This window comes from Streptomyces sp. AMJ-169 (assembly GCF_055597585.1).
This window is the reverse complement of sequence record NZ_JBVLTJ010000002.1, coordinates 484076-510987: the sequence shown is the minus strand read 5'-3', so window position 1 is coordinate 510987 and position 26912 is coordinate 484076. Positions and strand designations below refer to the sequence as shown.

The 26912-nt window shown below is 71.1% G+C and carries 23 protein-coding genes; 14 read left to right on the top strand and 9 right to left on the bottom strand.

Annotated features, from left to right (window positions below):
- Positions 1-96: 96 nt before the first annotated feature.
- Positions 97-1017 (top strand): ABC transporter ATP-binding protein, encoded by a 921-nt coding sequence (locus tag ACYUD3_RS06880; protein WP_470965252.1) that lies wholly within the window; start codon positions 97-99, stop codon positions 1015-1017.
- Positions 1014-1955, top strand: coding sequence for a hypothetical protein (locus ACYUD3_RS06875; RefSeq protein WP_470965250.1), 942 nt, complete (start codon positions 1014-1016; stop codon positions 1953-1955). The genes ACYUD3_RS06880 and ACYUD3_RS06875 overlap by 4 nt, the downstream gene beginning before the upstream one ends.
- Before the next feature lie 56 nt (positions 1956-2011).
- Here ACYUD3_RS06875 and ACYUD3_RS06870 read toward each other — a convergent pair whose 3' ends face one another.
- Positions 2012-2911 carry a D-alanyl-D-alanine carboxypeptidase family protein gene (locus tag ACYUD3_RS06870; RefSeq protein ID WP_470965247.1) on the bottom strand — a complete coding sequence of 300 codons (900 nt, stop codon included), beginning with the start codon at positions 2909-2911 and terminating at the stop codon, positions 2012-2014.
- A gap of 240 nt (positions 2912-3151) precedes the next feature.
- Between ACYUD3_RS06870 and ACYUD3_RS06865 the strand changes: the two genes are divergently transcribed.
- Together ACYUD3_RS06865 and ACYUD3_RS06860 are read left to right on the top strand one after the other, a co-directional pair.
- Positions 3152-3826, top strand: a complete 675-nt coding sequence (locus ACYUD3_RS06865; protein ID WP_470965244.1) for a GntR family transcriptional regulator — start codon at positions 3152-3154, stop codon at positions 3824-3826.
- The gene (locus ACYUD3_RS06860) at positions 3823-5130 is read left to right on the top strand and encodes an MFS transporter (RefSeq protein ID WP_470965242.1); all 1308 of its coding nucleotides are present in this window, start codon (positions 3823-3825) and stop codon (positions 5128-5130) included. The genes ACYUD3_RS06865 and ACYUD3_RS06860 overlap by 4 nt, the downstream gene beginning before the upstream one ends.
- 16 nt (positions 5131-5146) lie before the next feature.
- Here the strand turns inward: ACYUD3_RS06860 and ACYUD3_RS06855 are convergent, their stop codons facing one another.
- Positions 5147-5971 (bottom strand): maleylpyruvate isomerase family mycothiol-dependent enzyme, encoded by an 825-nt coding sequence (locus tag ACYUD3_RS06855; RefSeq protein ID WP_470965240.1) that lies wholly within the window; start codon positions 5969-5971, stop codon positions 5147-5149.
- A gap of 172 nt (positions 5972-6143) precedes the next feature.
- Here ACYUD3_RS06855 and ACYUD3_RS06850 point away from each other — a divergent pair, with 172 nt between their 5' ends.
- Positions 6144-6938 carry a carbon-nitrogen family hydrolase gene (locus ACYUD3_RS06850; protein ID WP_470965237.1) on the top strand — a complete coding sequence of 265 codons (795 nt, stop codon included), beginning with the start codon at positions 6144-6146 and terminating at the stop codon, positions 6936-6938.
- 103 nt (positions 6939-7041) lie between these two features.
- Here the strand turns inward: ACYUD3_RS06850 and ACYUD3_RS06845 are convergent, their stop codons facing one another.
- Together ACYUD3_RS06845 and ACYUD3_RS06840 are read right to left on the bottom strand one after the other, a co-directional pair.
- Complete coding sequence (locus tag ACYUD3_RS06845) at positions 7042-7536, bottom strand: LURP-one-related/scramblase family protein (RefSeq protein WP_470965234.1); 495 nt, start codon at positions 7534-7536, stop codon at positions 7042-7044.
- Positions 7533-8522 (bottom strand): helix-turn-helix domain-containing protein, encoded by a 990-nt coding sequence (locus ACYUD3_RS06840; RefSeq protein WP_470965230.1) that lies wholly within the window; start codon positions 8520-8522, stop codon positions 7533-7535. Before ACYUD3_RS06840 ends, ACYUD3_RS06845 begins: the two co-directional genes overlap by 4 nt.
- A 53-nt stretch (positions 8523-8575) precedes the next feature.
- Between ACYUD3_RS06840 and ACYUD3_RS06835 the strand changes: the two genes are divergently transcribed.
- The 3 genes from ACYUD3_RS06835 (at position 8576) to ACYUD3_RS06825 (ending at position 12390) form a co-directional block, all read left to right on the top strand.
- On the top strand, positions 8576-8968 hold the full coding sequence (locus ACYUD3_RS06835; protein ID WP_470965227.1) for a cupin domain-containing protein: 393 nt from the start codon (positions 8576-8578) through the stop codon (positions 8966-8968).
- A gap of 61 nt (positions 8969-9029) precedes the next feature.
- Positions 9030-10847: an NHL domain-containing thioredoxin family protein gene (locus ACYUD3_RS06830; RefSeq protein WP_470965224.1), complete on the top strand. Its 1818-nt coding sequence runs from the start codon at positions 9030-9032 to the stop codon at positions 10845-10847.
- Between the two features lie 157 nt (positions 10848-11004).
- Positions 11005-12390, top strand: coding sequence for a GH1 family beta-glucosidase (locus ACYUD3_RS06825; protein WP_470965221.1), 1386 nt, complete (start codon positions 11005-11007; stop codon positions 12388-12390).
- Positions 12391-12427: 37 nt separating this feature from the next.
- Here the strand turns inward: ACYUD3_RS06825 and ACYUD3_RS06820 are convergent, their stop codons facing one another.
- From ACYUD3_RS06820 to ACYUD3_RS06810, 3 genes are all read right to left on the bottom strand, one after another.
- Positions 12428-13726 carry a M18 family aminopeptidase gene (locus ACYUD3_RS06820; protein WP_470965219.1) on the bottom strand — a complete coding sequence of 433 codons (1299 nt, stop codon included), beginning with the start codon at positions 13724-13726 and terminating at the stop codon, positions 12428-12430.
- A gap of 64 nt (positions 13727-13790) precedes the next feature.
- The gene (locus ACYUD3_RS06815; RefSeq protein WP_470965216.1) at positions 13791-15617 is read right to left on the bottom strand and encodes an acyl-CoA dehydrogenase; all 1827 of its coding nucleotides are present in this window, start codon (positions 15615-15617) and stop codon (positions 13791-13793) included.
- 214 nt (positions 15618-15831) lie between these two features.
- Positions 15832-16572, bottom strand: coding sequence for an alpha/beta fold hydrolase (locus ACYUD3_RS06810; RefSeq protein ID WP_470965214.1), 741 nt, complete (start codon positions 16570-16572; stop codon positions 15832-15834).
- A gap of 173 nt (positions 16573-16745) precedes the next feature.
- On the opposite strand from ACYUD3_RS06810, the gene ACYUD3_RS06805 reads away from it, so the two are divergent.
- Complete coding sequence (locus tag ACYUD3_RS06805) at positions 16746-17225, top strand: SseB family protein (protein ID WP_470965211.1); 480 nt, start codon at positions 16746-16748, stop codon at positions 17223-17225.
- 147 nt (positions 17226-17372) lie between these two features.
- Positions 17373-18353 carry a pirin family protein gene (locus ACYUD3_RS06800; RefSeq protein ID WP_470965207.1) on the top strand — a complete coding sequence of 327 codons (981 nt, stop codon included), beginning with the start codon at positions 17373-17375 and terminating at the stop codon, positions 18351-18353.
- A 44-nt stretch (positions 18354-18397) separates the two neighbouring features.
- Here ACYUD3_RS06800 and ACYUD3_RS06795 read toward each other — a convergent pair whose 3' ends face one another.
- Entirely contained in the window at positions 18398-20491 is a 2094-nt protein-coding gene (locus ACYUD3_RS06795; RefSeq protein ID WP_470965202.1) for an ATP-binding SpoIIE family protein phosphatase, read from the bottom strand.
- 160 nt (positions 20492-20651) lie between these two features.
- On the opposite strand from ACYUD3_RS06795, the gene aspS reads away from it, so the two are divergent.
- The 3 genes from aspS (at position 20652) to ACYUD3_RS06780 (ending at position 24030) form a co-directional block, all read left to right on the top strand.
- Positions 20652-22415, top strand: a complete 1764-nt coding sequence (aspS, locus tag ACYUD3_RS06790; protein WP_470965200.1) for an aspartate--tRNA ligase — start codon at positions 20652-20654, stop codon at positions 22413-22415.
- A gap of 116 nt (positions 22416-22531) precedes the next feature.
- On the top strand, positions 22532-23482 hold the full coding sequence (locus tag ACYUD3_RS06785; protein WP_470965197.1) for an intradiol ring-cleavage dioxygenase: 951 nt from the start codon (positions 22532-22534) through the stop codon (positions 23480-23482).
- 137 nt (positions 23483-23619) lie between these two features.
- A complete protein-coding gene (locus ACYUD3_RS06780; protein WP_470965195.1) occupies positions 23620-24030 on the top strand; it encodes a hypothetical protein in 411 nt (136 codons plus the stop codon).
- Here the strand turns inward: ACYUD3_RS06780 and ACYUD3_RS06775 are convergent.
- Positions 23999-25270, bottom strand: coding sequence for a prealbumin-like fold domain-containing protein (locus tag ACYUD3_RS06775; RefSeq protein WP_470965192.1), 1272 nt, complete (start codon positions 25268-25270; stop codon positions 23999-24001). The genes ACYUD3_RS06780 and ACYUD3_RS06775 overlap by 32 nt on opposite strands.
- Positions 25271-25484: 214 nt before the next feature.
- Between ACYUD3_RS06775 and ACYUD3_RS06770 the strand changes: the two genes are divergently transcribed.
- Positions 25485-26837, top strand: a complete 1353-nt coding sequence (locus ACYUD3_RS06770; RefSeq protein ID WP_470965190.1) for a pectate lyase family protein — start codon at positions 25485-25487, stop codon at positions 26835-26837.
- The last annotated feature ends 75 nt before the right edge of the window (positions 26838-26912 follow it).

The following is a 26912-nucleotide window of genomic DNA, read 5'->3' as shown; positions in this document are numbered from 1 at the left end:
GACGACCCTTCGGTTTCCACGCCTGTTCGGGCCGCCTATTGCGGGCTTCCTCCCCCTTGCGATAACGCAGGGAGACCCTACATGAACCACCGCGCCATGAATACGGAACCCGGTGACGTTCTGGCCGAGGCACTTCACCTCGGCAGGTCCTTCGGCGCCAAGCGGGTCCTGGACGGCGTCTCGCTGACCCTCCGCGCGGGCGAGGTGACGGGTTTCGTCGGCGCCAACGGGGCCGGCAAGTCGACGACGATCCAGCTGATGCTGGGCCTGCTGCGCGGCGAGGGCCGCACCCACTACCTCGGCCGGCCGCTGTACGACTGGGGCGCGCCCGGAGCGGTCGTCGGAGCCGTCCTCGGCGGGGTCGCCGGGCACGGCGGGCACCGGGTGCGGACGCATCTGCGGATGGTGGCCGCGGGAGTGGCCGCGACCGACCGGCGCGTCGACGACTGCCTCGCGGAGGTCGGCCTCGCGCAGGCGGCCGGGCTGCGGCTCGCGGAACTCTCGCTCGGCATGGCGCAGCGCGTGGCCATCGCCCAGGCCTTGCTCGGCGATCCGCCCGTTCTCGTCCTCGACGAACCGGCCAACGGGCTCGATCCGCACTCCATCCGCTGGCTGCGGCAGTTCCTGCGCGCCCAGGCCGACCGGGGGCGGGCCGTGCTGGTCTCCAGTCATCTCCTGGGTGAGATGGAGCAGTTGGCCGACCGGGTGGTGGTGCTCTCGCGCGGCCGGGTCGCCGTCGCCGCGCCGATGGCGGAGCTGCTGGCCCGCGCGGCGGATCAGCGGGTGGTGAGCGTGGAGTGCCCCGACCTGGACCGGCTCGCGCGGCTGCTCGCTCCCCTGGGCGGCCGGCTCACCCCGGCCGGCGGCGCCGGCGCGAGCGTCACCGGCCTGGACCGGGTACGGATCGGTACGGCCGCCGCCGAGGCGGGCCTGCCGCTGTACTGGCTGCACGAGGCCGGGCCCTCGCTGGAGGAGTTCTATCTGGGCATGGCGGAAGAGGAGTTCAGGATCTCGTGAGCACCGCGCACATGGACGACACCCCGCACATGGACGACGCCTCGCACACCGGCGGCCCCTCGCACACCGGCGGCCCCGCGCACACAGACGGCGCCCCCACCCCCCTCTCCCCCCTCGACTCCCTCCTCCGGGCCTGTCGTTACGAGTGGCGGCATCTCGCCGGGCTGCGGTCGACCTGGGTGCTGCTCGGGATCGTCGGGGGACTGAGCCTGCTGGGCGGCGCCGGGGTGCTCGTCGACGCCGACACGGAGCGGGCGTTGAGCGCCGGTGCGCTCGTGGACGCCCTCACCTGGTCCCCGCTCGCCACCCAGATCCCGTTGCTGGCCTTCTTCCTGCTGGTCCTCGGCACCGGTCCGGTCTCCACCGACCTGGTGCGCGGCGGGGCCCGTACGACCTGGCTCGCCGTCAACGGGCGGGGTACCGCCTACGCCGCCAAGTGCCTGGTCGGGTCCGCCGTCGCCGCGGGGGCCGCCGTCGGGAGTCTGCTGCTCGGGGCGCCAGCCGCGGCGGTGGCCCTGGCCGTCGCGGGTGCGCCGGTGCCCGACTGGGCCGGGGCGGTCGTACCGGGTCTGCGCTTCGTGCTGTGGACGGGCTGCTGGGCGCTGCTCTGCCAGGCGCTGGTCGCGCTGCTGCGCAGCCGGGTCGTGCCCGTTCTGGTGCTGTGCATGTGGCCGCTGGTCCTGGAGCGGCTGGCGGGCGGGGCGCTCGGGTATCTGCCGGGGTTCGACGGGATCGGCGAATGGCTGCCGTTCGCCGTGGGCCGGGCCATGCTCACCGACGTCTCGGCCTTCCCCGCCGACGACCGGTCCTTCGCGCGGGTGCTCGTCGGCTCCGGGCTCGGGCCAGGTCCCGCGACGCTGCTCTTCTGTCTGTACACGGCGCTGATCACGGCGGCCGGCTACCGGGTGTACTGCCGGCAGGACGCGAAGGCGGGCTGAGCGGTACGAAGAAGGGGCTCACCTCCGGCCGGCGGCGAGCCCCTCGTGCACAACCCTTACTTCAAATTCGCGAACCCATAGTTCAGCAACTTCGTCGCGTCCTGGGCCCGGACGTTCGCGTCGGTCGACGCCAGGACCGTGCCCACGATCGTCTTGCCGTTGCGGGTCGCCGCGAAGACGAGGCAGTACTTCGCCTCGGGACCGGAGCCGGTCTTCACGCCGATCGTGCCGGTGTAGCTCGACAGCAGCGTGTTGGTGTTGACCCACGCGGCCATCGTGCGGGTCGTGCCGGTCTTCGTGATCGTCTTCGCCGTGTACGACTTGGTCTTCACGACCGCCGCGAAGTTGGCGTTCTTCAGCGCGTTCTTCGCGAGGACGGAGAGGTCGCGCGCCGTCGAGTAGTTGGCGCCGTTGCCGATGCCGTCGAACGAGTCGAACTTGGTGTTCGTCATGCCGAGCGACTTCGCCTTGGCGTTCATCTTGGAGATGAAGCTCTTGACGCGGGCGTCACGGGTGGTGCCGGTGCCGTACTTGTCGGCGAGGGCGTACGCCGCGTCGCAGCCGGACGGCAGCATCGTGCCGTACAGCAGCTGGCGGACGGTGACCTTGTCGCCCACGATGAGGCGGGCGGACGAGGCGTTCTTGGCGACTATGTAGTCGCTGTAGGCCTTCTGGATCACGACCGTGTCGTTGAGGTTGAAGTTCGACTGGGTCACGGCGACCAGAGCCGTCATGATCTTCGTGGTGGAGCCGGTGGACAGCTTGGTGCTGGCGGCCTTGCCGTACGACGTGCCTGTCGCGTTGTTCATCACGTAGCCGGCCTTGGCGGCGATCGTGGGCGCGGTGGCGGCCTGCGCGGGTGCCGCTGCGAGGGCGCCGGTCGCGAGCATCGCGACGGCCGTCGCGGTGACGGCGGCGGCTCTGCGGACGCGGCGGCCCTTGAGTGCAGTTATCAACTGAAATACCCCGATTGCTTCTTATCCGTCTGAATGCCCTGGGTGCGGCCTGTTCCAACTGGGGGCAAACAAAGGGGCCGCACCCGCAAGACACGTAAGTAGCACAGAAAGTTGTACGCCGGATCCCAGGAATTTAGGAACTCTTGGGGAGGGTGGTCGTCAAGTCGCCGCCGGGGCGCGGGGGGTCCGCATCGTGGAACGGCCCGCACATGCGTTCATGATGTATCTATCCTGTGCCTCATGCCGTCAGCGCCCCCGTCCTTGAAGCAGCCCTCCTTGAAGCAGCCCCCCGCCACCGACCGCGTCTACTCCCACGTCAAACAAGGTGTCCTCGACCGGCACTACGAAGGCGGCACCCTCCTCACCGAAGGCGAACTCGCCGACGTCGTGGGCGTGTCGCGCACCCCGGTCAGGGAAGCGCTGCTGCGGCTCGAGGGCGAGGGGCTCATCCGGCTCTACCCGAAGAAGGGCGCGCTGGTCCTGCCCGTCTCCGCGCAGGAGATCGCCGACGTCGTCGAGACCCGGATGCTGGTCGAGGAGCACGCGGCGCGCAAGGCCGTCCCCGCGCCCGCCGGGCTCGTCGCCCGGCTCGAGGAGCTGCTGGAGCGGCAGAAGGAGGAGGCCGCGCGCGGTGACCTGGCCGCCGCCGCCGTCACCGACCGCTGCTTCCACGCCGAGATCGTCCGCAGCGGCGGCAACGAGATCCTCTCCCGCCTCTACGACCAGCTGCGCGACCGGCAGTTGAGGATGGGCGTCGCGATCATGCACGCCCACCCCGACCGGGTCGCCAAGACCCTCGTCGAGCACGAGGAGATCCTCGGGGCGCTGCGGGACGGCGACGCCGACTCCGCCGTCACCCTCGTCCGCCGGCACGTCGACTGGTTCGCGCACCTCGCCCGGGGTGAGGAGCGGTGAGCCTGTCGTCGCGCAACTCCACTCTCCCGGGTGACCCGCCCGGCGGGCGCCGCGCTGTCGCCGTGTGGTCCATCGGCGTCTCCGTCTACTTCGTCGCTGTCATCTTCCGTACGTCGCTCGGCGTCGCCGGGCTCGACGCGGCCGACCGCTTCCACGTGGGCGCCTCCGCGCTGTCGACGTTCTCGATCCTCCAGCTCCTCGTCTACGCCGGCATGCAGATACCCGTCGGCCTCCTCGTCGACCGCCTCGGCACCAAGCGGGTCCTGACGATCGGCGTGATCCTCTTCACGGCCGGACAGCTCGGCTTCGCCTTCTCGCCCTCCTACGGCACCGCCCTCGCCTCGCGCGCGCTGCTCGGCTGCGGGGACGCCATGACGTTCATCAGCGTGCTGCGGCTCGGGACGCGCTGGTTCCCCGCCCGGCGCGGACCGCTGGTCGCGCAGCTCGCCGGGCTCGCGGGGGTCGTGGGCAACCTGGTCTCGACGCTGGTGATCGCCCGGCTGCTCAACGGCGTCGGCTGGACCTGGGCGTTCGCCGGCAGCGCCGGTCTCGGCGGCGTCGTCCTCGTCCTGCTGGTGCTGTTCCTGAAGGACCACCCGGACGGGCACGAGCCCGAGCCGTTCCCGCACCTCGGCGCCGCCTACGTACGGCGGCAGATCGCCGCGTCCTGGCGGGAACCGGGGACGCGGCTGGGCATGTGGGTGCACTTCACGACCCAGTTCCCGGCGATGGTGTTCCTGCTGCTGTGGGGGATGCCGTTCCTCGTCCAGGACCAGGGGCTCTCGCGCGGCGAGGCCGGGGAGCTGCTGACGGTGGTCGTGCTCTCCAACATGGTCTTCGGACTTGTCTACGGTCAGATCGTCGCCCGGCATCACGAGGCGCGGCTGCCGCTGGCGCTGGGGACCGTGCTGGCCACGGGGATCGCCTGGGGGCTCGCGATCGGGTGGCCGGGGGCGCGTACGCCGATGTGGGCGCTGGTGCTGCTGTGCGTCGTGCTCGGCTCCTGCGGGCCCGCCTCGATGATCGGGTTCGACTTCGCGCGGCCCGCGAATCCGCCGGAGCGGCAGGGCACCGCCTCCGGGATCACCAACATCGGGGGGTTCACCGCCTCGATGGTGACCCTGTTCGCGATCGGCGTGCTGCTCGACGCCACCGGCGACGACTACGCGACCGCGTTCTCGGTCGTGTTCGTGCTCCAGGCGATCGGGATCAGTCAGATCCTGCGGCTGCGAACCCGGGCCGCGCGCCGGGAGCGGGAGCGGCTGGTGGCGTCGCGGATAGAGACGGTGCACGTCCCGGCGTGACACCGGGAGCGGCGCGTCAGTTCGTCACCGCGAAGTTCCGCAGGATCGCCGCCGTCAGCGTCGGGTCGCCCTCCGCCTTGACGCGGTCGGCGGCCCCCTCCGGCGTCACCCGGCCGCACGCCAGCCGTACGTACGTCTCCCAGTCCAGGGTGAACGCGGCGGCCGGGCCCAGCGCGGGGGCCGTCTCCAGAGTGCCGCGGCCCTGGATGTCGACGCGGATCGTGCGCAGGAACTCGACCGGGCCGTTCACGTCGAAGACGATCGCCGAACTGCGCGGGGCGTCGGAGCGGTCGGCCACCACCGCGGGGAGCGCGTCGAGCAGGACGTCCCGCGCGATGTGCGCGCCCGGCGAGTCGAGGTTGCCGGGCTCGCCGAGCGCCGTGCGCAGATCCTGCTCGTGCACCCACACGTTGAACGCGTGGCCGCGCATCGACTCCTCCAGCGTCAGCTCCGCGCCGAGCGGGCCGCGCACCTTGTGACCCGGCGCGCGGTTCTCATTGCGCAGCTGCCGGTTGCGGCGGATGACCGTGTACTCCAGCTCGGCCGTCATCTCGGGGGAGGTGTGGTGGCGGCGGACGTCGACCTGGACCTCCATGTACCGCTGGTGGTCCGTCGTCACGTGGAACAGGTCGCGCGGCAGTGAGTGGATCGGGCGGGGGTCGCCGTACATCTCGCAGTCGAGGCCAATGACATGGGAGACGACATCGCGCACCGACCAGCCCGGGCAGGGCGTCCGGCGGTTCCAGTCGGCCTCCACCAGCGGGCTCAGCAGCTCGGATATCGCTTCGATGGAGTGGGTCCAGGCGTCGGCGTAGGGCTGGAGGGTGGGATGCAGACTCACAGGAACGGGACCCCTCGGCGGTCGATCACGGGTAGCGGCTAGGTGGCGTCGTTGCCAGCGGGAGGTGGTGTCGTAGCACGCTAAGTTACGCTGCTGAGCGAGCCCCCGGCAGTGCTTTCGTGTGACGATCGTAGGCCGATGTGAACTACCCGAATGCCAGGACGGTGGTACTGTGCGCGCTTCTCTGATCCAGATCTCCGTGGACGAGGACGAATCGGTCGCCGCCCGCAGGGAGCGCGCCGCCGCTCTCGTACGCGAGCAGCACGGCTGCGATCTCGTCGTCCTCCCCGAGCTGTGGACCACCGGAGCCTTCGCCTACGAGCTGTTCGGCACCGAGGCCGAGCCGCTGGACGGGCCCACCCACGAGGTCATGGCCAAGGCCGCGAGCGACGCGGGCGTCTGGCTGCACGCCGGGTCGATCCCCGAGCGGGGCGCTGACGGAGCCCTCTACAACACCTCCCTCCTCTTCTCGCCCTCCGGTGAACTCGCCGCCTCCTACCGCAAGATCCACCGCTTCGGCTTCGACAAGGGCGAGGCCGTCCTGATGGGGGCTGGGGCCGAGCTGGTCACCCTCGCGCTGCCGCACACCGTCCTCGGTATCGCCACCTGCTACGACCTCCGTTTCCCCGAACTCTTCCGCGGTCTCGTCGACTCCGGCGCCGAGACCCTCGTCATCTCGGCGGGCTGGCCGGAGCGCCGCCGCTCGCACTGGACGCTGCTGGCTCAGGCGCGGGCGGTCGAGAACCAGTCGTTCGTGCTTGCGTGTGGAACGGCCGGGACGCACGCCGGAGTTCCCCAGGCGGGTCACTCGATCGTGGTCGATCCGTGGGGGGTCGTGCTGGGCGAGGCCGGGCACGGCGAGGAGGTCCTCACCGTGGAGTTCGAGCCCGGGAAGGTGGCGGAGGTGCGGGAGGTGTTCCCGGCGCTGAAGGACCGGGTGCTGGGGGTGGCGGCGCCCCGGCGCTGACCGGGGACGCCGGCTTCGGGAACAGGACCGCCGGGCTTCCGGATCGCGGGCGCCGGCTCCCGGATCGGGACCGCCGGGTTTTCAGCCGGACCCCGGTCGGATTTCAGTCGTCCTCCCGCTCCTTCTCCGCGAGGTGGATGACACAGACGGTGACCGCGATCAGCAGCGCCGGATCGGCGTCCTCCCGGATCACGTCGACGCCGTACGTCTCGCGCACGTGCAGCCACCTGCGCGAGATCACGGCGAGCAGCTCGCCGTCGTACTCGACCGCGAACTCCCGGTCCATGATCTTGCCGCTGACGTCGAGTTCGGTGCCGTCGACCAGGTGGACGCGGTAGTGATTGCGCAGCAGGGAGAGGCGTTTGCGGCGGATCGTCGCCAGGGGTTCGCCGTCCCGCTCGATCACCATGGTGTCGCGCAGCGCGAACATCTTCTGGTGGATGTCGATCAGGACGTGCCCCTGGAGGTCCTTCAGCTCGAAGGTGTCCCGCAGGCGCATGGCCTTCCCGTCGACCAGGAACACCTTCCGCCCCCGGTCGTCCTCGATCCAGTAGTCCTCGCCGAAGCCGAGGATGCGGTCGCGCACCAGGAATCTCATGCCGGTACGGCTTCCCCGCGCGCGGGCCCGAAACGCCGCCGGTAGGCCGACGGGCTGAGTCCGGTCGCCTCCCGCACGCGCGCGCGGAGGTTCGCCGCCGTCCCCAGACCGCACCGCGCGGCGACGACGTCCAGCCGCGCCTCCCCGCGCTCGATCAGCCGGCACGCCAGCGCCACCCGCTCCCCGGTCAGCCACGCCAGCGGCGTCGTACCCAGCTCCGCGCGGAACCGCCGGTGCAGGGTCGCCGGGGAGACTCCGGCGCGGGCGGCCAGCTCCGGGACCGTCAGCGGCTCTCCCAGGCGCTCCTGGGCCCATTCCAGGAGGGGGCCCAGGGAGGCGTCGGGGACGTCCGGGACGGGGCGCTCCACGAACTGGCGCTGGCCGCCGTCCCGGTGGGCCGCGAAGATCAGGCGGCGCGAGACGGCGTTCGCGATCTCGGCGCCGTGGTCGCGGCGTACGACGTGCAGCCCCAGGTCGAGCGCGGCGGCGCTGCCGGAGGAGGTCAGGATGTCGCCGTCGTCGACGAACAGGACGTCCGGTTCGAGCCGCACGCGCGGGAAGCGCCTGCGGAACGCCGGTGCCCACATCCAGTGGCAGGCCGCCCTGCGGTCGTCCAGGAGGCCCGCTTCGGCGAGGGTGAACGCGCCCGAGCAGAAGCCGATCAGCCGCGCCCCGCGCGCGTGCGCGCGCCGGATCGCTTCGAGGACGTCCCGCGCGCGCGGGGTCTCGGCGTCGGGCCGGTTCGGGACGATCAGGGTGTCCGCCGTCTCGGCCGCCTCCAGCCCGGCGACTCCGGTGAGCGTGAAGAAGCCGTCGCGCATCGAGGTGTGCGGGTGGGCCGCGCAGAGAGTGAAGTCGTAGAGCCTGCGGCCGAGTTCGGGGCGGGGGAGGCCGAAGATCTCGATCGCGCAGCTCATCTCGAAGGGGTTGGAGCCGGCGTCCACCAGGAGGACGACCCGATGGGGCTGCGAGGATTCTTGCGGCATGTGCGATTCCTAGCACTCGCCGGGACACGCCGGCCAGAGCCAGCATGATCCCCATGACAGACCAGCCGATCTCCCTCACCGCCGCCCTCGCCTCCTTCGACCGGCGCTGGAGCCCCAGGATCGTCACGACCGTCAACGACTACGACGTCCGCGTCGCCCATGTCGAGGGCGAACACCTCTGGCACGCGCACGACCACACCGACGAGTTCTTCCTCGTCCTGGAGGGGGAGCTGCACATCGCCCTGAGGGAGCCCGCGGGGGAACGCACGGTCGTCCTCCCCAAGGGCAGCGTCTTCACCGTCCCGCGCGGCACCGAGCACAAGCCCTACGCCCCCGTCCCGACCGACATCCTGGTCCTCGAACCGAGCGGCACGCTGAGCGTGGGGGACCGGCACGAGGAGGTGCCGGGGCATGTGGACGCGACGGTGGGGCACGCCCTGGGGTGACCGTAACCGGCCACACCCCTCGCAGGGTGGACTGTCAGTGCCGGATGGCACCCTTGTACGCATGAACGACTCCACTCCCCGCCGCGTCCGCGTCCGGGCCCCCGAGCTGGTCGGCAAGGGCGGCTGGCTGAACACGGGCGACCGCCAGTACACCCTCGCCGACCTGCGCGGACGCATCGTCATCCTGGATTTCTGGACGTTCTGCTGCATCAACTGCCTGCACGTCCTGGACGAACTGCGGGAGCTGGAGGAGAAGCATCAGGACACGGTGGTCGTGATCGGGGTGCACTCGCCGAAGTTCGTGCACGAGGCGGAGCATCAGGCGGTCGTCGACGCGGTCGAGCGGTACGGGGTGGAGCACCCGGTGCTGGACGACCCCGAGCTGGCGACGTGGAAGCAGTACGCGGTGCGCGCGTGGCCGACGCTCGTCGTGATCGACCCCGAGGGGTACGTCGTCGCGCAGCACGCCGGCGAGGGGCACGCGCACGCGATCGAGCGCCTGGTGGCCGAGCTGGAGGAGGAGCACGCGGCGAAGGGGACGCTGCGGCGGGGGAGCGGCCCGTACGTCGCCCCCGAGCCGCAGCCGACGGCCCTGCGCTTCCCCGGCAAGGCCCTCCTGCTGCCCTCCGGGAACTTCCTGGTCAGCGACACGACCCGGCATCAGCTGGTCGAGCTGGAGCGGGACGGCGAGAGCGTCGTACGGCGGATCGGCAGCGGGGTGCGGGGGTTCGGGGACGGGGCGGCCGGCCAGGCGTCGTTCAGCGAGCCGCAGGGGCTCGCGCTCCTGGACGACGGCGGCGTGGTCGTCGCCGACACCGTCAACCACGCGCTGCGCCGGCTCGATCTGGCCACCGGTGAGGTCACGACCCTCGCGGGCACGGGCCGGCAGTGGTGGCAGGGGTCCCCGACCGACGGGCCCGCGCGGGAGATCGACCTCTCCTCGCCCTGGGACGTCGCCCTCTTCGGCGGCAAGGTGTGGATCGCCATGGCCGGCGTGCACCAGCTGTGGGCGTACGACCCGCGGACGGGGACGGTCGGGGTGACGGCCGGTACGACCAACGAAGGGCTCGTCGACGGGCCGGGCGCGGAGGCGTGGTTCGCCCAGCCGTCCGGGCTCGCGGCGACTTCTGACCGGCTCTGGCTGGCCGATTCCGAAACGTCAGCCCTTAGGTGGGTCGATACGGACGGAACCGTTCATACGGCGGTCGGAACCGGTCTCTTCGACTTCGGGCACCGGGACGGCGCCGCCGAACAGGCCCTGTTCCAGCACCCGTTGGGGGTGACCGCGCTGCCCGACGGTTCGGTGGCCGTCAGCGACACGTACAACCACGCGCTGCGCCGCTACGACCCGGCGACCGGCGAAGTCACCACCCTGGCGACGGACTTGCGGGAGCCGAGCGACGCGGTCCTGGTCGGCGAGGACCTGGTGGTCGTCGAGTCCGCGCGCCACCGGCTGACCCGGCTGCGGCTCCCGGAAGAGGCGGTCCGCGTGGCGGCCGTCGCCCACCGCACCCAGCGGGCGGCCACCGAAGTCGCCCCGGGCGAGCTCCAGTTGGACATCATCTTCCAGGCCCCCAGCGGCCAGAAGCTGGACACCCGGTACGGCCCGTCGACCCGCCTCCTGATCTCCTCGACCCCGCCGGAACTCCTCCTCGCGGGCGAGGGCGCGGGCACGGACCTCTCCCGGACCCTGACCCTGAACCCGGAGGTCGGCCAAGGCGTCCTCCACGTCTCGGCCATGGCCGCCTCCTGCGACGACGACCCGGCCAACGAATACCCCGCCTGCCACGTCCACCAGCAGGACTGGGGCGTCCCGGTCCACCTGACCCAGAACGGCACCGACCGGCTGCCGCTGGTGCTGGCGGGGATGGACGGCTAGCGCTCACGCGAGGGGTGGGGAGAGCCTTTCCCCCCCACCCCGGCTCACGCGAGCGGCTCCCTCACCCCCACCCCGATTGACACCCCCACCCCGCGTGGGCAACCCTGCTTGGGAGCGCTCCCATGGAGGGTGTGCCGATGTGAGGGAGGCGGAACGGATGACCGCTACGAGCACGGAGCCCGCCGGAAGTGCGGCGGTGCGGGGGCTGCCCGCCGACTTCGTCTGGGGGGCCGCCACGGCGTCGTACCAGATCGAGGGGGCCGTGGCCGAGGACGGGCGGACGCCCTCCGTCTGGGACACCTTCAGTCACACCCCGGGGAAGGTCGCCGGCGGGGACACCGGTGACGTCGCCTGCGACCACTACCACCGGATGCCCGAGGACGTGGATCTGATCGGGCGGCTCGGCCTGGACGCCTACCGGTTCTCCCTCGCCTGGCCGCGCATCCAGCCCGGCGGCAAGGGCGGCGTCAACGCCCGGGGCATCGCCTTCTACGACCGCCTCGTCGACGAACTCCTCGCCAAGGGCATCACCCCCTGGGCGACCCTCTACCACTGGGACCTCCCCCAGGCCCTCGAGGACGCCGGCGGCTGGCCCGAGCGGGACACGGCGTACCGCTTCGCCGAGTACGCGGGCCTCGCCGCCGAGGCCCTCGGCGACCGCGTCAAGCACTGGATCACCCTCAACGAGCCGTTCTGCTCGGCCATGCTGGGCTACTACTTCGGCGACCACGCCCCTGGCCGCACCAGCTTCCCGGACTTCACCAAGGCCGCCCACCACCTCCTCCTCGGCCACGGCCTCGCCGTCCAGGAGATCCGGGCCGTCACCGACGCCGCCACCCAGGTCGGCCTCACCCTCAACCCCGTCGTCGCGCACCCCGCCTCCGACGCCCCCGAGGACGTCGAGGCCGCCCGCCGCGCCGACGCGCTCGGCACCCGCATCTACCTCGACCCGGTGCTCCTGGGCCGCTACCCCGCCGACCTGCTCACCGACCTCGCCCGCCAGGACGCCCAACTCCCGGTCAGGGAAGGTGACTTGACGACGATCGCGCAGCCGCTGGACTTCCTCGGCGTGAACTACTACTTCCGCGAGGTCGTCCGGCCCGCCGACACCCCGCACGGCTACCAGAGCGTCCCGCAGACCGGCCGCCCCGCCACCGCCATGCCCTGGGAGATCTACCCCGAGGGCATGACCGCCCTCCTCACCCGGCTCAGCCACGAGTACCCGGCGCTCCCCCTCTACATCACCGAGAACGGCGCCGCCTTCGACGACAGCGGCTCCCCGGTCGACGCCGACGGCCACATCCAGGACGCCGACCGCACCGCCTACCTCGCCGACCACCTCGCCGCGATCGCCGCCGCCCGCGCGGCCGGGGCCGACGTACGCGGCTACTTCTGCTGGTCCCTGATGGACAACTTCGAGTGGGCCTACGGGTACGAGAAGCGGTTCGGGCTGGTCCACGTCGACTACGAGACCCAGCGGCGCACACCCAAGGCGAGCGCCCTGTGGCTGCGGGACACCGCCCGCGCGACCCGGGGGAAGTGAAGCCTCCTCCGAGGAGGCCAGCCGTCTGAGAAGGAGTTCACCCCTCCAGGAACGCCACCAGCGCGTTCGCCAGCAGATGCGGGTCGTCGGCCCCGCACAGCTCCCGCACGCTGTGCATGGAGAGGATCGCGACACCGATGTCGACGGTCCGGATGCCGTGCCGGGCGGCGGTGATGGGGCCGATCGTCGTCCCGCACGGCATCGCGTTGTTGGAGACGAACGACTGGAACGGCACGCCCGCCTTCTCGCAGGCGGCGGCGAAGACCGCGCGGCCCGAACCGTCGGTGGCGTACCGGTTGTTGACGTTGACCTTGAGGATCGGGCCGCCGTTGACGCGCGGGTGGTGCGTCGGGTCGTGCCGCTCCGCGTAGTTGGGGTGGACGGCGTGCCCGGTGTCGGAGGAGAGGCAGACGGTGCCGGCGAAGGCGCGGGCGCGGTCCTCGTACGAGCCGCCGCGCGCGAACACCGAGCGCTCCAGGACCCCGCCGAGCAGCGGTCCGTCGGCGCCGGTGTCGGACTGGGAGCCGTTCTCCTCGTGGTCGAAGGCCACGAAGACCGGGATGTAGGGGAGTTCGTCGCCGCGCGCGGACGTCACCGCCGCCAGCGCCGCCGTCGCGGAGTGGACGGAGAGGAGGTTGTCCATGCGGGGGCCGGCCAGCAGCTCCTCGTCGCGGCCGAGGTAGGCGGGCGCCTCGACCGGGTACGTCATCAGGTCCCAGCCGGTGACCTCGCCCGCAGAGAGGCCCGCCTCCTCCTCCAGGAACGCGATCAGGTCGCCCTCGTGGGCGGTCCCGAGGCCCCACACCGGCTGCAAGTGCCGCTGCTTGTCGAGCTTCAGGCCCTCCGCGGTGACCGACCGGTCGAGGTGGATGGCGAGCTGGGGGACGCGCAGCAGGGGGCGGGAGACGTTCACCAGGCGGGTGCCGCCGTCGCGCAGGGAGAGGCGGCCGGCGAGGCCGAGGTCGCGGTCGAGCCAGGAGTTCAGCAGCGGTCCGCCGTAGATCTCGACGGCGACCTGGCGCCAGCCGTGCGCCCCGGCGTCGGGGAGCGGCTTGACGCGCAGGTTCGGGGAGTCGGTGTGGGCGCCGACGATGCGGAACGGGGTGTGCGGGCGGGCGCCCTCGGGGACGTACCAGGCGACGATCGCGCCGCCGCGCAGGACGTACTTGCCGCCGCTCGCCGCGTCCCACGCGTCCGTCTCGGCCAGCTGACGGAAACCGGCCTTCTCCAGCCGTTCCGCTGCGGCGGCCACGGCGTGGTACGGCGTCGGGCTGGCCGTGAGGAATGACTTGAGGTCGTCGGTGTGGCCGCGGTCGAAGCGGGCGGGTTGGCTCATGAGGTCACTTTAACTACGGGGGCCCGCCTCTCCTCATGGAGCGGCGGGCCCGGTACCGGCCGGTCTAGAACGCGGCCTCGTCCAGGTCCATGAGGTCCAGGTCGACGCCCTCGGAGACCTTGCGCGCGAAGGTCACCCCGGGCAGCACATTGGCCGCGAAGAACTTCGCCGCCGCCACCTTGCCGGTGTAGAAGTTCTTGTCTTTCGCGGACGCGGTCTCCAGCTTCTCGACGGCGACGGCGGCGCCCTTGAGGAGCAGGTAGCCGACGACGACGTCACCGGCGGCCAGCAGCAGCCGCGTCGAGTTCAGGCCGACCTTGTAGACGTTCCTGGCGTCCTCAAGAGATGCCTGGAGGTCGGTCAGCATGAGGCCGACGATCGCCTCCAGCTCGACGGCCGCCTTCGCGAGGTGCTCACGGGCGCCCGCCAGCTCCTCGCCGCCGGTGCCGAGCGCGAGGAACTTCTTGATGTCCTCGGCGAGGCCGTTGAGGGCGGCGCCCTGGTTGCGGACGATCTTCCGGAAGAAGAAGTCCTGGCCCTGGATCGCGGTCGTGCCCTCGTACAGGGTGTCGATCTTCGCGTCCCGGATGTACTGCTCGACCGGGTACTCCTGGAGGAACCCGGAGCCGCCGAAGGTCTGGAGCGACTGGGCGAGCTGCTCGTAGCCCTTCTCCGAGCCGTAGCCCTTGACGATCGGCAGGAGGAGGTCGTTCAGCGCGTGCTCGGCCTTGGCGTCCTCGCCGGTCGCCTCCTTGAAGGCGATCGTGTCCTGGATCGAGGCGGTGTACAGGACGAGGGCGCGCATGCCCTCGGCGTACGCCTTCTGGGTGATGAGGGAGCGGCGGACGTCGGGGTGGTGGGTGATCGTCACCTTCGGGGCGGCCTTGTCGGCGAAGTTCGCCAGGTCCGAGCCCTGGACGCGCTCCTTGGCGTACTCCAGGGCGTTGAGGTAGCCGGTGGAGAGGGTGGAGATCGCCTTCGTGCCGACCATCATGCGGGCGAACTCGATGATGCGGAACATCTGGCGGATGCCGTCGTGCCGGTCGCCGATCAGCCAGCCCTTGGCGGGGTGGCGGTCGCCGAAGGTCATCTCGCAGGTGTTGGACGCCTTCAGGCCCATCTTGTGCTCGACGTTCGTGGCGTACACGCCGTTGCGCTCGCCCAGCTCGCCGGTCTCGAAGTCGAAGAGGAACTTCGGGACGAGGAACAGGGACAGGCCCTTGGTGCCGGGTCCCGCGCCCTCGGGGCGGGCCAGGACGTAGTGGAGGATGTTCTCCTCCATGTCGTGCTCACCCGAGGTGATGAACCGCTTCACGCCCTCGATGTGCCAGGTGCCGTCCTCCTGCCGCACGGCCTTGCTGCGGCCGGCGCCGACGTCGGAACCGGCGTCCGGCTCGGTCAGCACCATCGTGGAGCCCCAGCGCTTCTCGACGGCGACCGAGGCGGCCTTCTTCTGCTCCTCGGTGCCCTCCTCGAAGAGGATGCGCGCGAACGCGGGGCCGGAGGAGTACATGAACACCGCCGGGTTGGCGCCCAGGACCAGCTCGGCGTTGGCCCACAGCAGGGACGGCGGCGCCGTCGTGCCGCCGATCTCCTCCGGCAGGCCCAGGCGCCAGTACTCCGAGTCCATGTACGCGTCGTAGCTCTTCTTGAAGGACGCCGGGACCGGGGCGGTGTTCGTGGCGGGGTCGAAGACCGGCGGGGTGCGGTCGCCGTCGGCGAAGGACTCGGCGATCTCGTTCTCGGAGAGCCGGGCCAGCTCCTCCAGGATGGATTTCGCGGTCTCCGCGTCCATCTCCTCGAACGGTCCGGTGCCGTACAGCTTGTCGCGGCCGAGGACTTCGAAGAGGTTGAACTCGATGTCGCGAAGATTCGACTTGTAGTGCCCCATGGCGACTGCTCCGTAGCGGATCGGCGAGGCACTGGATCCTCGCGGCTGTTCACGTACCAACAAGTAGCTACGATGATGCTACCCGTCGGTAATAAGCCGCAACCCCAACCGGGCCAATGTGAGCAGGCCTACTAAGGGCGGCCGGACGGCCTCTGTATGGACGGCGGCCCGGTGCTGGACGGCGTCTGTATGGACGGCTGTAGGGGCGGCCGTTTCAGAGGGTCGCCGTGAACCCGGTGATCAGCCCGGCCCACTCCTGCGGGCACTCCGCGAACGGCAGATGCCCGCCCGGCACCTCCACCAGCTCCGCCCCCGCGATCCCGGCGGCCACCTCCCGGTGCAGCCTCGGCGGTACGAGGTGGTCGTCGACCGGGGAGACCACCAGCGTCGGTACGGTGATCCGCGCGAGGTCCGCCCGTACGTCGGTCCGCAGCACCAGGTCCACGTGATCGGCCGTGCCCTCCGGAGCCGTCGCCCCCGCCTCCTTCGCCGCCGCCTGGAGCTCCGCCGGGTCCATCGCGGCCAGCGCGGCCGGGCTCAGCGCGTGCGCCAGCGCGAACCGCCCCAGCGTCTCGGGGTCACCGCCCGCGCAGAGCGCCTTCCACACCTGCGAGTTCAGCCGCATCTCGGCGTCGGCGTACGCGAAGGGCGCGGTCAGGACGAGACCGGTGACGCGCCCGGGGTGGCGTACGGCCAGGCGTACGGCGACGGGTCCGCCGAGGGAGAAGCCGCTGACGGCGAACCGCTCGAGCCCGCGCGCGTCCGCCTCGGCCACCAACTCGTCGGCCAGGGAGTCGAGTTGGAGGGGTTCGGTGCTGCGGGGGCGTGCGCCGGTGCCGGGGTAGTCGATCCCGGCGAGGGTGTGGCCGGCGGCCAGGGCCTCCCGGACGGGCCCGTAGTTGGCGTCGAGCGAACCGCCGGCGCCGTGGGCGAGGAGGAGGGCGGGGGTGGGCATGGGGGCTCCTTCGCGGGGCGGGGTGATATCTGTAGCGGGCGTTAGGGAAATCTACCCGGGGTTTGCCCAGCGGTCGATAGATAAATGCGCGGGGCGCCGGGAAGGGGCCGCGGGCCCGTAAGGGAGGCCGGTTGCCTCTTGGGATGGGTCCGTGGCTCGATAGGCTTAACCCCATGTACGGCTACGACCAGAACGTGGGCGCCCAGCAGCAGTACGCACCGCCGCCGCAGCAGCAGATGGCCGGCGGTGTCGGCGGCTACGGCCAGCAGCCGCCCCTCTATCCGGAGCCGTCCCCTCCGTCGCTCGCGGACGCGGTGCGGGCGTTCACCACCGGGCAGATGGCCGCCGAGGACTTCCAGCAGATCTTCGCGACGTCGAAGGTGTACTGCCCGCGCGGCGACACCCCCGGCTTCCTCGCGCTGCACAACACCCAGCAGCCGGTGATCCCGATGTTCAGCTCCCTGAAGGAGCTGCGCCGGTACGCCGGCAAGGAGTCCAAGTACTTCGTCATCACCGGCGCCGAGGTCATCGACCTGCTGCCGACCGGCTACGGCTTCGTCCTCGACATGGAGGGCGAGCACCGGATGGTGTTCGACGCGAAGGCGGTCGAGCAGATGGTGGAGTTCGCGATGCGCAGGATGTACGGGGGCTGAGGCCCCTCCGGTACGGCCGGCCCGTACCCCCTTCGTGTGAGAGGACGCCCGGCGGGAATGCCCGCCGGGCGTCCTTCGTTGTGCGGGGTGGCAGAAAGTTCAACGCTCAACTAAAATAGGACGCACGTCGACCGAGGAGGAACCGACATGCCCGCAGTGACCGTCGAGAACCCGCTGACGCTGCCCCGCGTCGCCGCGCCCGCCGATGCCGTGGCGCGACCCGTGCTCGCCGTCACGACCGCGCCGAGCGGTTACGAGGGTGAGGGCTTCCCGGTGCGCCGGGCGTTCGCGGGGATCAACTACCGGTATCTGGACCCGTTCATCATGATGGACCAGATGGGAGAGGTGGAGTACGCGCCGGGGGAGCCGAAGGGTACACCCTGGCACCCGCACCGTGGCTTCGAGACCGTCACCTACATCATCGACGGCATCTTCGACCACCAGGACAGCCACGGCGGCGGCGGGACCATCACCAACGGTGACACCCAGTGGATGACGGCGGGCTCCGGCCTGCTGCACATCGAGGCGCCGCCGGAGTCGCTGGTCATGTCGGGCGGGCTCTTCCACGGCCTCCAGCTGTGGGTGAACCTGCCGGCCAAGGACAAGATGATGGCCCCGAAGTACCAGGACATCCGCGCGGGGAACGTGCAGCTGCTGACGTCCCCCGACGGCGGCGCCCTGCTCCGGGTGATCGCGGGTGAGCTGGACGGCCATGAGGGCCCCGGCGCGACCCACACCCCGATCACGATGATCCACGCGACGCTGGCGCCGGGTGCCGAGATCACCCTGCCGTGGCGCGAGGACTTCAACGGTCTGGCGTACGTCCTGGCCGGCAAGGGCGCCGTCGGCGCCGAGCGCCGTCCGGTCCACCTCGGCCAGACGGCCGTCTTCGGGGCGGGCGGCTCGCTGACCGTCCGCGCGGACGAACGCCAGGACTCGCACACCCCGGACCTGGAGATCGTCCTCCTGGGCGGCCGCCCGATCCGCGAGCCCATGGCCCACTACGGCCCCTTCGTCATGAACACCCAGGACGAACTCCAGCAGGCCTTCGAGGACTTCCAGAAGGGCCGGCTGGGGAGTGTCCCGGCGGTCCACGGGATGACCGAGGGGGGCCCGCAGGGGGCGTGACCCGGCGGTGAGAGAGGGGTACGGGCGCACCCGTACCCCTTTTTTCATGCCCTGCGGCTCAGCCCCCCCTCGTACAGCTCGAACCAAATGCTCTTCCCCTCCCCCCTCGGCGCCACCCCCCACTCGTCCGCCAGCAACTCCATCAGCACCAACCCCCGCCCGGAGGACGCCAGTTCGCCGGGGCGGCGTTTGTGGGGGAGGTCGTCGCTCGTGTCCGTCACCTCCACCCGCAGCCGGCGCGCCCCCGCAGGGCCCGTGATTTCCGTGAGGAGGAGGGCGTCGGCGTCGGTGTGGACCAGGACGTTCGTCAGGAGTTCGGACAGGAGCAGCATCGCGGAGTCCACCTGCTCGGGGGACGGCCAGTCGTGGAGGAGGTCGCGGAGCTGGTGGCGGGCCTCGGCGACGCGTTCCGGTTCGGCCTGGGCGATCGTCAGGACCGCGCGGCGGGTCTCCGCGACCGGGGCCGGGTGCGGGTCGCGGGAGAGGAGGAGGACGGCGATGTCGTCCTCGCGGCGGTCCGAGAGCGGGCCGGTGGTGTGGTGGGAGGAGGGGCCGTGGACGGCCTGGACCAGGCGGTCGGCGACGTCGTCCAGGGTGCCCTCGGCCGTCTCCAGGATCTGCCGGATCCGCTTCCAGCCCGTGTCGAGGTCGTGGCCGCCGGTCTCCAGCAGGCCGTCGGTGCACAGCATCAGCGCCTCGCCGGGCTCCAGGGCCAGCAGGGTCGTGGGGTAGTCGGCGTCCGGGTCGATGCCGAGCGGGAGGCCGCCGGCGGTCGAGCGGCGGAAGACCGTGCCGTCCGTCATGCGGATCGCCGGGTCCAGATGGCCGGCGCGGGCGGTCTCCAGGACGCCGGTGTCCGGGTCGACCTCGACGTACAGGCAGGTCGCGAAGCGCGGGTCGGACGGGGCGTTGAGGTCGTGGAAGAAGCGGGAGGCACGGGAGAGGACCGCGTCGGGGCGGTGGCCCTCGGAGGCGTACGCGCGCAGGGCGATCCGCAGCTGGCCCATCAGGCCGGCCGCGCGGACGTCGTGGCCCTGGACGTCCCCGATGACCAGCGCGAACCGCCCACTGGGGAGCGGGATCATGTCGTACCAGTCGCCGCCGACCTGGAGGCCGCCGCCGGTCGGGACGTAGCGGGCGGCCAGGGTCATGCCGGGTATCTCGGGGCCCAGGGACGGCAGCATGCTGCGCTGGAGGCCGTCGGTCAGCTCGCGCTGGGTTTCCGCCGCGCCCGCCCGGGTCAGGGCCTGGGCCAGCATGCGGGCGACGGTGGTGAGGACCGAGCGTTCGTCGGGGGTGAAGGCGACCGGGTAGGTGAACGCGGCCATCCACGCGCCCATCGTCCGCCCGGCGACCGTCAGCGGCAGGAACGCCCAGGAGTGGCGGTGGAAGTGCTCGGCGAGCGGCCAGGTCAGGGGGTAGCGGTCGCGGTACTGGCCGGGTGAGGACAGATAGACCGCGCGGCCGGTGCGGACGACCTCCGCCGCCGGGTAGTCGGTGCGTACCGAGAGCTGGGTGAAGGGGGCCTCGTCGCCGGGCTGCTGCCCGTGGTGGCCGATCACCGTCAGCCGGTCGCCCTCGACGCCGAAGACGGCCAGCCCGTCGGGGGTGAAACCGGGCATCGACAGGCCCGCCGCGACCCGCAGCACCTCGGCCGTCGACCGCGCCTCCGCCAGCGCCCGCCCCGCGTCCAGCAGGAACGCCTCCCGCGAGCGCCGCCAGTCCCCGGTCACCGCCCGCCGCCCGGCCGGCGTCCCCGGCGCGGGCTCGGTGACCTCCTGAAGGGTGCCGATCAGCTCGTACGCCTTCTTCTCGCGGTCGTACGACGGTTTCGAGCGGCTGCGGACGACGCGGACGACGCGGCCCTGGTCGTCCATGACGCGGATGCGGACCTCGGCGAGGGTGTCCTCGGCGACGGCCAGGCCGATGACGCCGGTGATCTCGTTCCAGTCGACCGGGTGCAGCCGGGCCCGGGTCCGGGCCTCGGTGAGGACCGTCTCCCGCGGCGGCAGGCCGAGCAGCCGGGCGGCCTCGGCGTCGACCGTGACCAGGCCGGACGCCGTGGACCAGTGCCAGACGCCCGTCGACAGGGCGGCGAGGACCTGCCCCACCCCGGGCAGGGGCTCACCAGTGCGCATTGCCCCACTTTAAGAAGATTTCCGGTCGAGATGCCAGTGGGGTCGTCCGACGAATCCCCCGGCCCGGATATCCGGAAGGCCGGTCCGGAGGTGGCCGGTACCCTTGGTGGACCTGGGGAGAGCACCCCGGCACCCAAAAATCGAAGGACGATGAACGAAGATGCATCGGTACAGGTCCCACACCTGCGGCCAGCTCCGCGCCTCTGACGTCGGCACCGACGTCCGGCTGAGCGGCTGGCTGCACAATCGGCGCGACCTGGGCGGCATCCTCTTCATCGATCTGCGCGACCACTACGGCATCACGCAGCTCGTCGCCCGTCCCGGTACGGCCGCCTACGACGCTCTCGACAAGGTCTCCAAGGAGTCGACCGTCCGCGTCGACGGCCGCGTTGTTTCACGTGGAACCGAGAACGTGAACCCGGATCTGCCGACCGGTGAGATCGAGGTCGAGGTCGCCGAGGTCGAACTGCTCGGCGCCGCCCAGCCGCTGCCGTTCACCATCAACGCCGAGGACGGCGTCAACGAGGAGCGGCGCCTGGAGTACCGCTTCCTCGATCTGCGCCGCGAGCGCATGCACCGCAACATCATGCTGCGCACCGCCGTGATCTCCGCGATCCGGCACAAGATGGTCGCCCTCGGCTTCAACGAGATGGCCACGCCGATCCTGACGGCGACCTCCCCCGAGGGCGCCCGCGACTTCGTCGTCCCCTCCCGGCTGCACCCGGGCCGCTTCTACGCGCTGCCGCAGGCGCCGCAGCAGTTCAAGCAGCTGCTGATGATCTCCGGGTTCGACCGGTACTTCCAGATCGCGCCCTGTTTCCGCGACGAGGACGCGCGCGCCGACCGTTCGCCGGGCGAGTTCTACCAGCTCGACGTCGAGATGAGCTTCGTCGAGCAGGAGGACGTCTTCCAGCCGATCGAGAAGCTCATGACCGAGCTGTTCACCGAGTTCGGCGGCGGCCGTGAGGTCACCTCGCCGTTCCCGCGCATCCCGTTCCGCGAGTCGATGCTGAAGTACGGCTCCGACAAGCCGGATCTGCGCGCCCAGCTCGAACTGGTCGACATCACCGACATCTTCGAGGCTTCCGAGTTCAAGGCGTTCGCCGGCAAGCACGTGCGCGCGCTGCCCGTGCCGGACGTCTCCGCGCAGCCCCGCAAGTTCTTCGACCAGCTCGGTGACTACGCCGTCGCGCAGGGCGCCAAGGGCCTGGCCTGGGTGCGGGTCGCCGAGGACGGTTCGCTGTCCGGTCCGATCGCGAAGTTCCTCACCGAGGAGAACGTCGCCGAGCTGACCAAGCGGCTCTCCCTCGCCGCCGGGCACGCGGTGTTCTTCGGCGCCGGTGAGTTCGACGAGGTCTCCAAGATCATGGGCGCGGTCCGCGTCGAGGCCGCCAAGCGCGCCGGCCACTTCGAGGAGAACGTCTTCCGGTTCTGCTGGATCGTCGACTTCCCGATGTACGAGAAGGACGAGGAGACCGGACGTATCGACTTCTCGCACAACCCGTTCTCGATGCCCCAGGGCGGCATGGACGCGCTGGAGAACCAGGACCCGCTGGACATCCTGGCCTGGCAGTACGACATCGTCTGCAACGGCGTCGAGCTGTCCTCCGGCGCGATCCGCAACCACGAGCCCGAGATCATGCTGAAGGCGTTCGGCATCGCGGGCTACGACGAGGAGACCGTCGAGCGCGAGTTCGCCGGCATGCTCCGCGCGTTCCGCTTCGGCGCCCCTCCGCACGGCGGGATCGCCCCCGGCGTCGACCGCATCGTGATGCTGCTGGCCGACGAGCCCAACATCCGCGAGACCATCGCCTTCCCGCTCAACGGCAACGCCCAGGACCTGATGATGGGCGCCCCGACCGAGCTGGAGGAGACGCGGCTGCGCGAGCTGCACCTGACCATCAGGAAGCCGCAGCCGAAGTAGCCGCAGGGCAGCTGACGGGCCGGGGACCACACAGGTTTCCGGCCCGTTTCAGTTTTCTAAGAAACGCACAGCGCTGTCTTACCTTCGGGACAGACTTCTTACCTAACTTCCCTCACATGACGGGAAACGAGAACCACGAGAACACCCAAACCCCCAAACACAAAAGGAACTTGACGCGCCGTAAGGTCGTCGTGGCCGGTGGGGCGGCGGTGGCCGCCGTCGGTGGGGCGACCGCTCTCGCGATGAGTGCCAATGCCAGTGAGGTGGGCAAGGGGGCCACTGGAGCGGCCGCCAAGAAGTCGGCTTCCGCCGGGACGGTCTGTTACACGCTCACCTCGGAGACCACCGAGGGGCCGTACTACATAGACGCCGACAAGCTGCGCCAGGACATCACCGAGGACAACGAGGGCATTCCGCTGACCCTCCAGCTGAAGGTGATCGACTCCGAGACCTGCAAGCCGCTCGCGAACGCGGCCGTGGACGTCTGGCACTGCGACGCGCTCGGGCTGTACTCCGGCTACGAGTCCTTCTCGCAGGGCGGCGGCGGTGGCGGCACCCCGCCCAGCGACGCACCCACCGGCGAGCCGCCGAGCGGTGACCCCAGCGGCGACCCCAGCGGCGGTCCGGGCGGGGGCGGCGGTGGCGGCGGGCACGAGGAGCCCACCAGCGACACCCGCTACCTGCGCGGCACCTGGCGCACGGACAAGCAGGGCAACGTCACCTTCAAGTCCATTTTCCCCGGCTGGTACCAGGGCCGCTGCGTGCACATCCACACGAAGGTGCACGTCAACGGCGAGTGGACGGACGCCGGTTACGAGGGCGGCAACACCGCCCACACCGGCCAGCTCTTCTTCGACGAGACGACGGTCACGCTGACGGAGTCGGTCGCGCCGTACTCCACGAGCACCACGACCCGGACCACCCTCACCGAGGACACCATCTACGACCAGAGCGGCACGACCGGCGGCCTGCTCAAGCTGAAGTACGACAAGAACGACATCGCGAAGGGCGTCACCGCGTCGCTGACCCTGGGCGTCGACCCGGACGCGACCAACGAGGGCACCTGACCCTCCGGCCGGCCTCCACCGGAACCTCATCGCGGGCCCACAGGAATCCCGACGAGGACGCACAGCGGCCTGTCGTGTCATAGGGGTGGTGAGGGGTACCGGGAGGGTTCCGGACCGAGGACGAGGAGGCCACCGCCATGGGTGACACCGGATACACGATCGTGCTGTCCCTGCTGCTGATCACCGCGGCGGTGGCCTCCGTGCCGCTCCTGCGCCGCACCGCCCGCCCCGGGCCCCCGGTCACCGGCCTCGCCGCCGAGGCCGAGGCCAACCACTGGGTCGTCCGGCTCGGCGACAGCCTCGTCGTCCCCGACGCCCGGCTGTGGGCCGCCGCCGACGAGCGGACCGGGCGCGAGCTGTCGTACGCCACCGAGTGCCACCGCGACGCCCGGCGGCTGCTCGGCGGGGCGCGGTCGGCGGCCGAGTACGAGGAGGTGGCCCGGGTCGCCCGGGACGGGCTGCGGCACATGCGCTCGGCCCGGCGGACCCTCGGTCTCGACGCCGGCCAGGAGGGCGTCAGCGTCGCAGCAGCCGGCGGCGCAGGATGAGCAGGCCGGTGCCGGTGAGGATCAGGGCGGCGGCGAGGACGGCGAGCAGCGGGTGCGAGCCGGAGCCGCCGGTGGCGGGGAGCTGAGGGGGCGGGCTCGTGGCCCCGGGGATGCTCGGGGTCGGTGTGGGGGTGGGTGTCGGGGTCGGACTCGGGGTGTCGGTCGGGGTCGGGGTCGCGGTGGTCTTCGGGGTGTCGGTGTAGGTGCAGGTCACCGTGTCCCCGGCGGCCAGATCGACGCTCGCGGTGCCGTCCGCGCCCGTACGGGTCCCGCTGGTGCCCTTCGCCGACGCGCAGGCCAGAGCGTCCAGCGTCCAGCCGTCGGGGACGCTCTCCTTGACGTTCCACGCCGGGTATTTCGTCCCCTTCGTCGCCGACCGGTGGAAGGTCTGCTGCGCGGCGGTCCCGTCGGCGACGGCCAGCGTGAAGTCGTGCCCCTCGGTGTAGGAGAGGTTCCCGGTGAAGCCGAAGTCCCGGGTGGCGGTGCTGTCCTTGAGCTGTTTGCGGACGACGATGTCGCCGGCGCCGGGGGCCGGGGTGACGGCGTAGTAGAAGCAGGAGACGTGACGGGACCCGGTGGGGAAGGCGGCCCGGTCCACGTTGTCGTTCTTCTGGTTGTCGACGGCGCAGCGCAGGGCGCCGAAGGCGTACCGGTCCCCGAAGTCGGCCGTGTTGAGCGGGTCGGTGGGGGTGCCGCCCTGGATCTGGAGCCGGCGGGCGAGGGCGAGGGCCTGGTCGGTGTCCCCCAGCCGGACGTTGACGGCTCCGGCCAGGGTTCCCCCTAGGGGGTCGCCCGCGCTGTCGAGGAGCGGGGCGGAGTCCTCGGTGACCGGCTGGACGCCGGAGGCGCTGGGGACGACGGTCGAGAGGTGGTCGACCTCACCGGAGATGCCCCGGCCGAGGGTGAACCGCCAGCCGGTCAGGGGGCGGCAGTTCGGGTCGTTGACCTGCTCGGTCACCGGGTCGACCGGCTGGCCCGCCGTGTACACCGAGTCCTTGCCGAGGTCGCGCAGGGACTGCTGGTTGTTGTCGCGGAGGAGGTTGGACATGATGTCCGGGTAGTCGGGGCAGACGCGGGCGGCGAGGGTGAGCCAATAGCCTTCGGCGCGGGCGGACTTGGGGGTTCCCGCAGCGGACGGCTCGGGGGTTCCCGTAGGGGATGGCGGCGGGGCGGCGGCGGTCGCGCAGGCGGCCAGCAGCGCGGCGGCGACGGTCAGCAGGCGGGGGCGAAGTCTCCTCACGGGACGAGGCTGCGGGCAGGGCGGCGCCGGGGACGGGATGCCACTCCCAAAGGTGACCGACGATCAGCTGATCGTAGTAATCGCGAAAGCTCGCCCCGGGCCGGCGGCGCTGGTGCGGGCGGCGCGAAAAAATTCCGCCGGAACCGGCAACCTTCCTTCCCCCGGCGACCACTGAGGGAACGTCAAGCAACGCAGACCCGTAAGGACTCCCTTCGTGGCAACTTCCTCTCACCGCCGGTCACTTCGCAAGCGCCGCCTGCTCGGCGCGTCCGCCGCCGCCGTGGTCGCCGGGGTCGGAGCGGGGGTGTTCGTGCTCAACGCGAACGCCGGTGCCGTGGACCTGTACCACCAGACGCTCGCCGCGAAGGACGGCTGGGCGGCCTCGGGGACGGGGACGACGGGCGGGACGAAGGCGGACTCCGCGCACACGTTCACCGTCTCCACCCGCGCCCAGCTGATGAAGGCGCTGGGCTCGGCGACCGACAAGACGCCCCGGATCATCAAGGTCAAGGGCACGATCGACGCCAACACCACCGACGCCGGCAAGAAGCTGACCTGCGCGGACTACGCCGCCGGCACCGGCTACTCGCTGACGTCGTACCTGAAGGCGTACGACCCGGCGACCTACGGACGCAAGAAGCTGCCGGCGGGGACGCAGGAGAAGGCGCGCAAGGCGGCGCAGGTCAAGCAGGCGAAGAACATCGTGTTCAAGGTGCCCGCCAACACGACGATCGTCGGGGTGCCCGGCTCCAGCCCGGGTATCACGGGCGGCAGCCTGGAGATCCAGAACGTCGACAACGTCATCGTCCGCAACCTCACCCTCTCGGCGACCGAGGACTGCTTCCCGCAGTGGGACCCGACGGACGGCTCGACGGGCAACTGGAACAGCGAGTACGACGCGATCACGCTGCGCGGGGCCACGCACGTCTGGGCGGACCACAACACGTTCACCGACGCCCCGCGCTTCGACAAGGCCAACCCGAAGTACTACGGCCGCGAGTACCAGATCCACGACGGCTCCCTGGACATCACCAAGGGCTCCGACCTGGTCACCGTCTCCCGCAACGTCTTCAACAGCCACGACAAGACGATGCTGATCGGCGCCAGCGACACCGACAGCACCGGCAAGCTGCGCGTCTCCCTCCACCACAACGTGTGGAAGGGCATCGTCCAGCGCGCCCCGCTGGCCCGCCTCGGCCAGGTGCACATCTACAACAACCTGTACGACATCACGGCCCTCAACGGCTACACCGTGCAGTACAGCATCAACGCCCGCGCGAAGGCCCAGGTCATCGCCGAGAACAACTACTGGAAGGCCCCGGCGGGCACCAAGCTCGACAAGCTGATCTCCAGCGACGGCACCGCCTCGATCAAGAACACCGGCAACCTCGTCAACGGCACCTCCACCGACCTCGTCTCGCTGTACAACGCGGCGGCGACGAAGAAGACCGTGAAGCCGACCGTCAACTGGACTCCCGCGCTGACGGCGGGACTTGAGCCCGCCGCCGCGGTGAAGAGCCTGCCGGCCGAGCTGGCGACGACGACGGGGGCGGGCGTCCTGAAGTGACCCCATGAGCGTGCGGCCGCCGGCCGGGAGGGAAACACCGGCGGCCGTGCAGAGCGAAGGGCCCGGGAGCGGTAC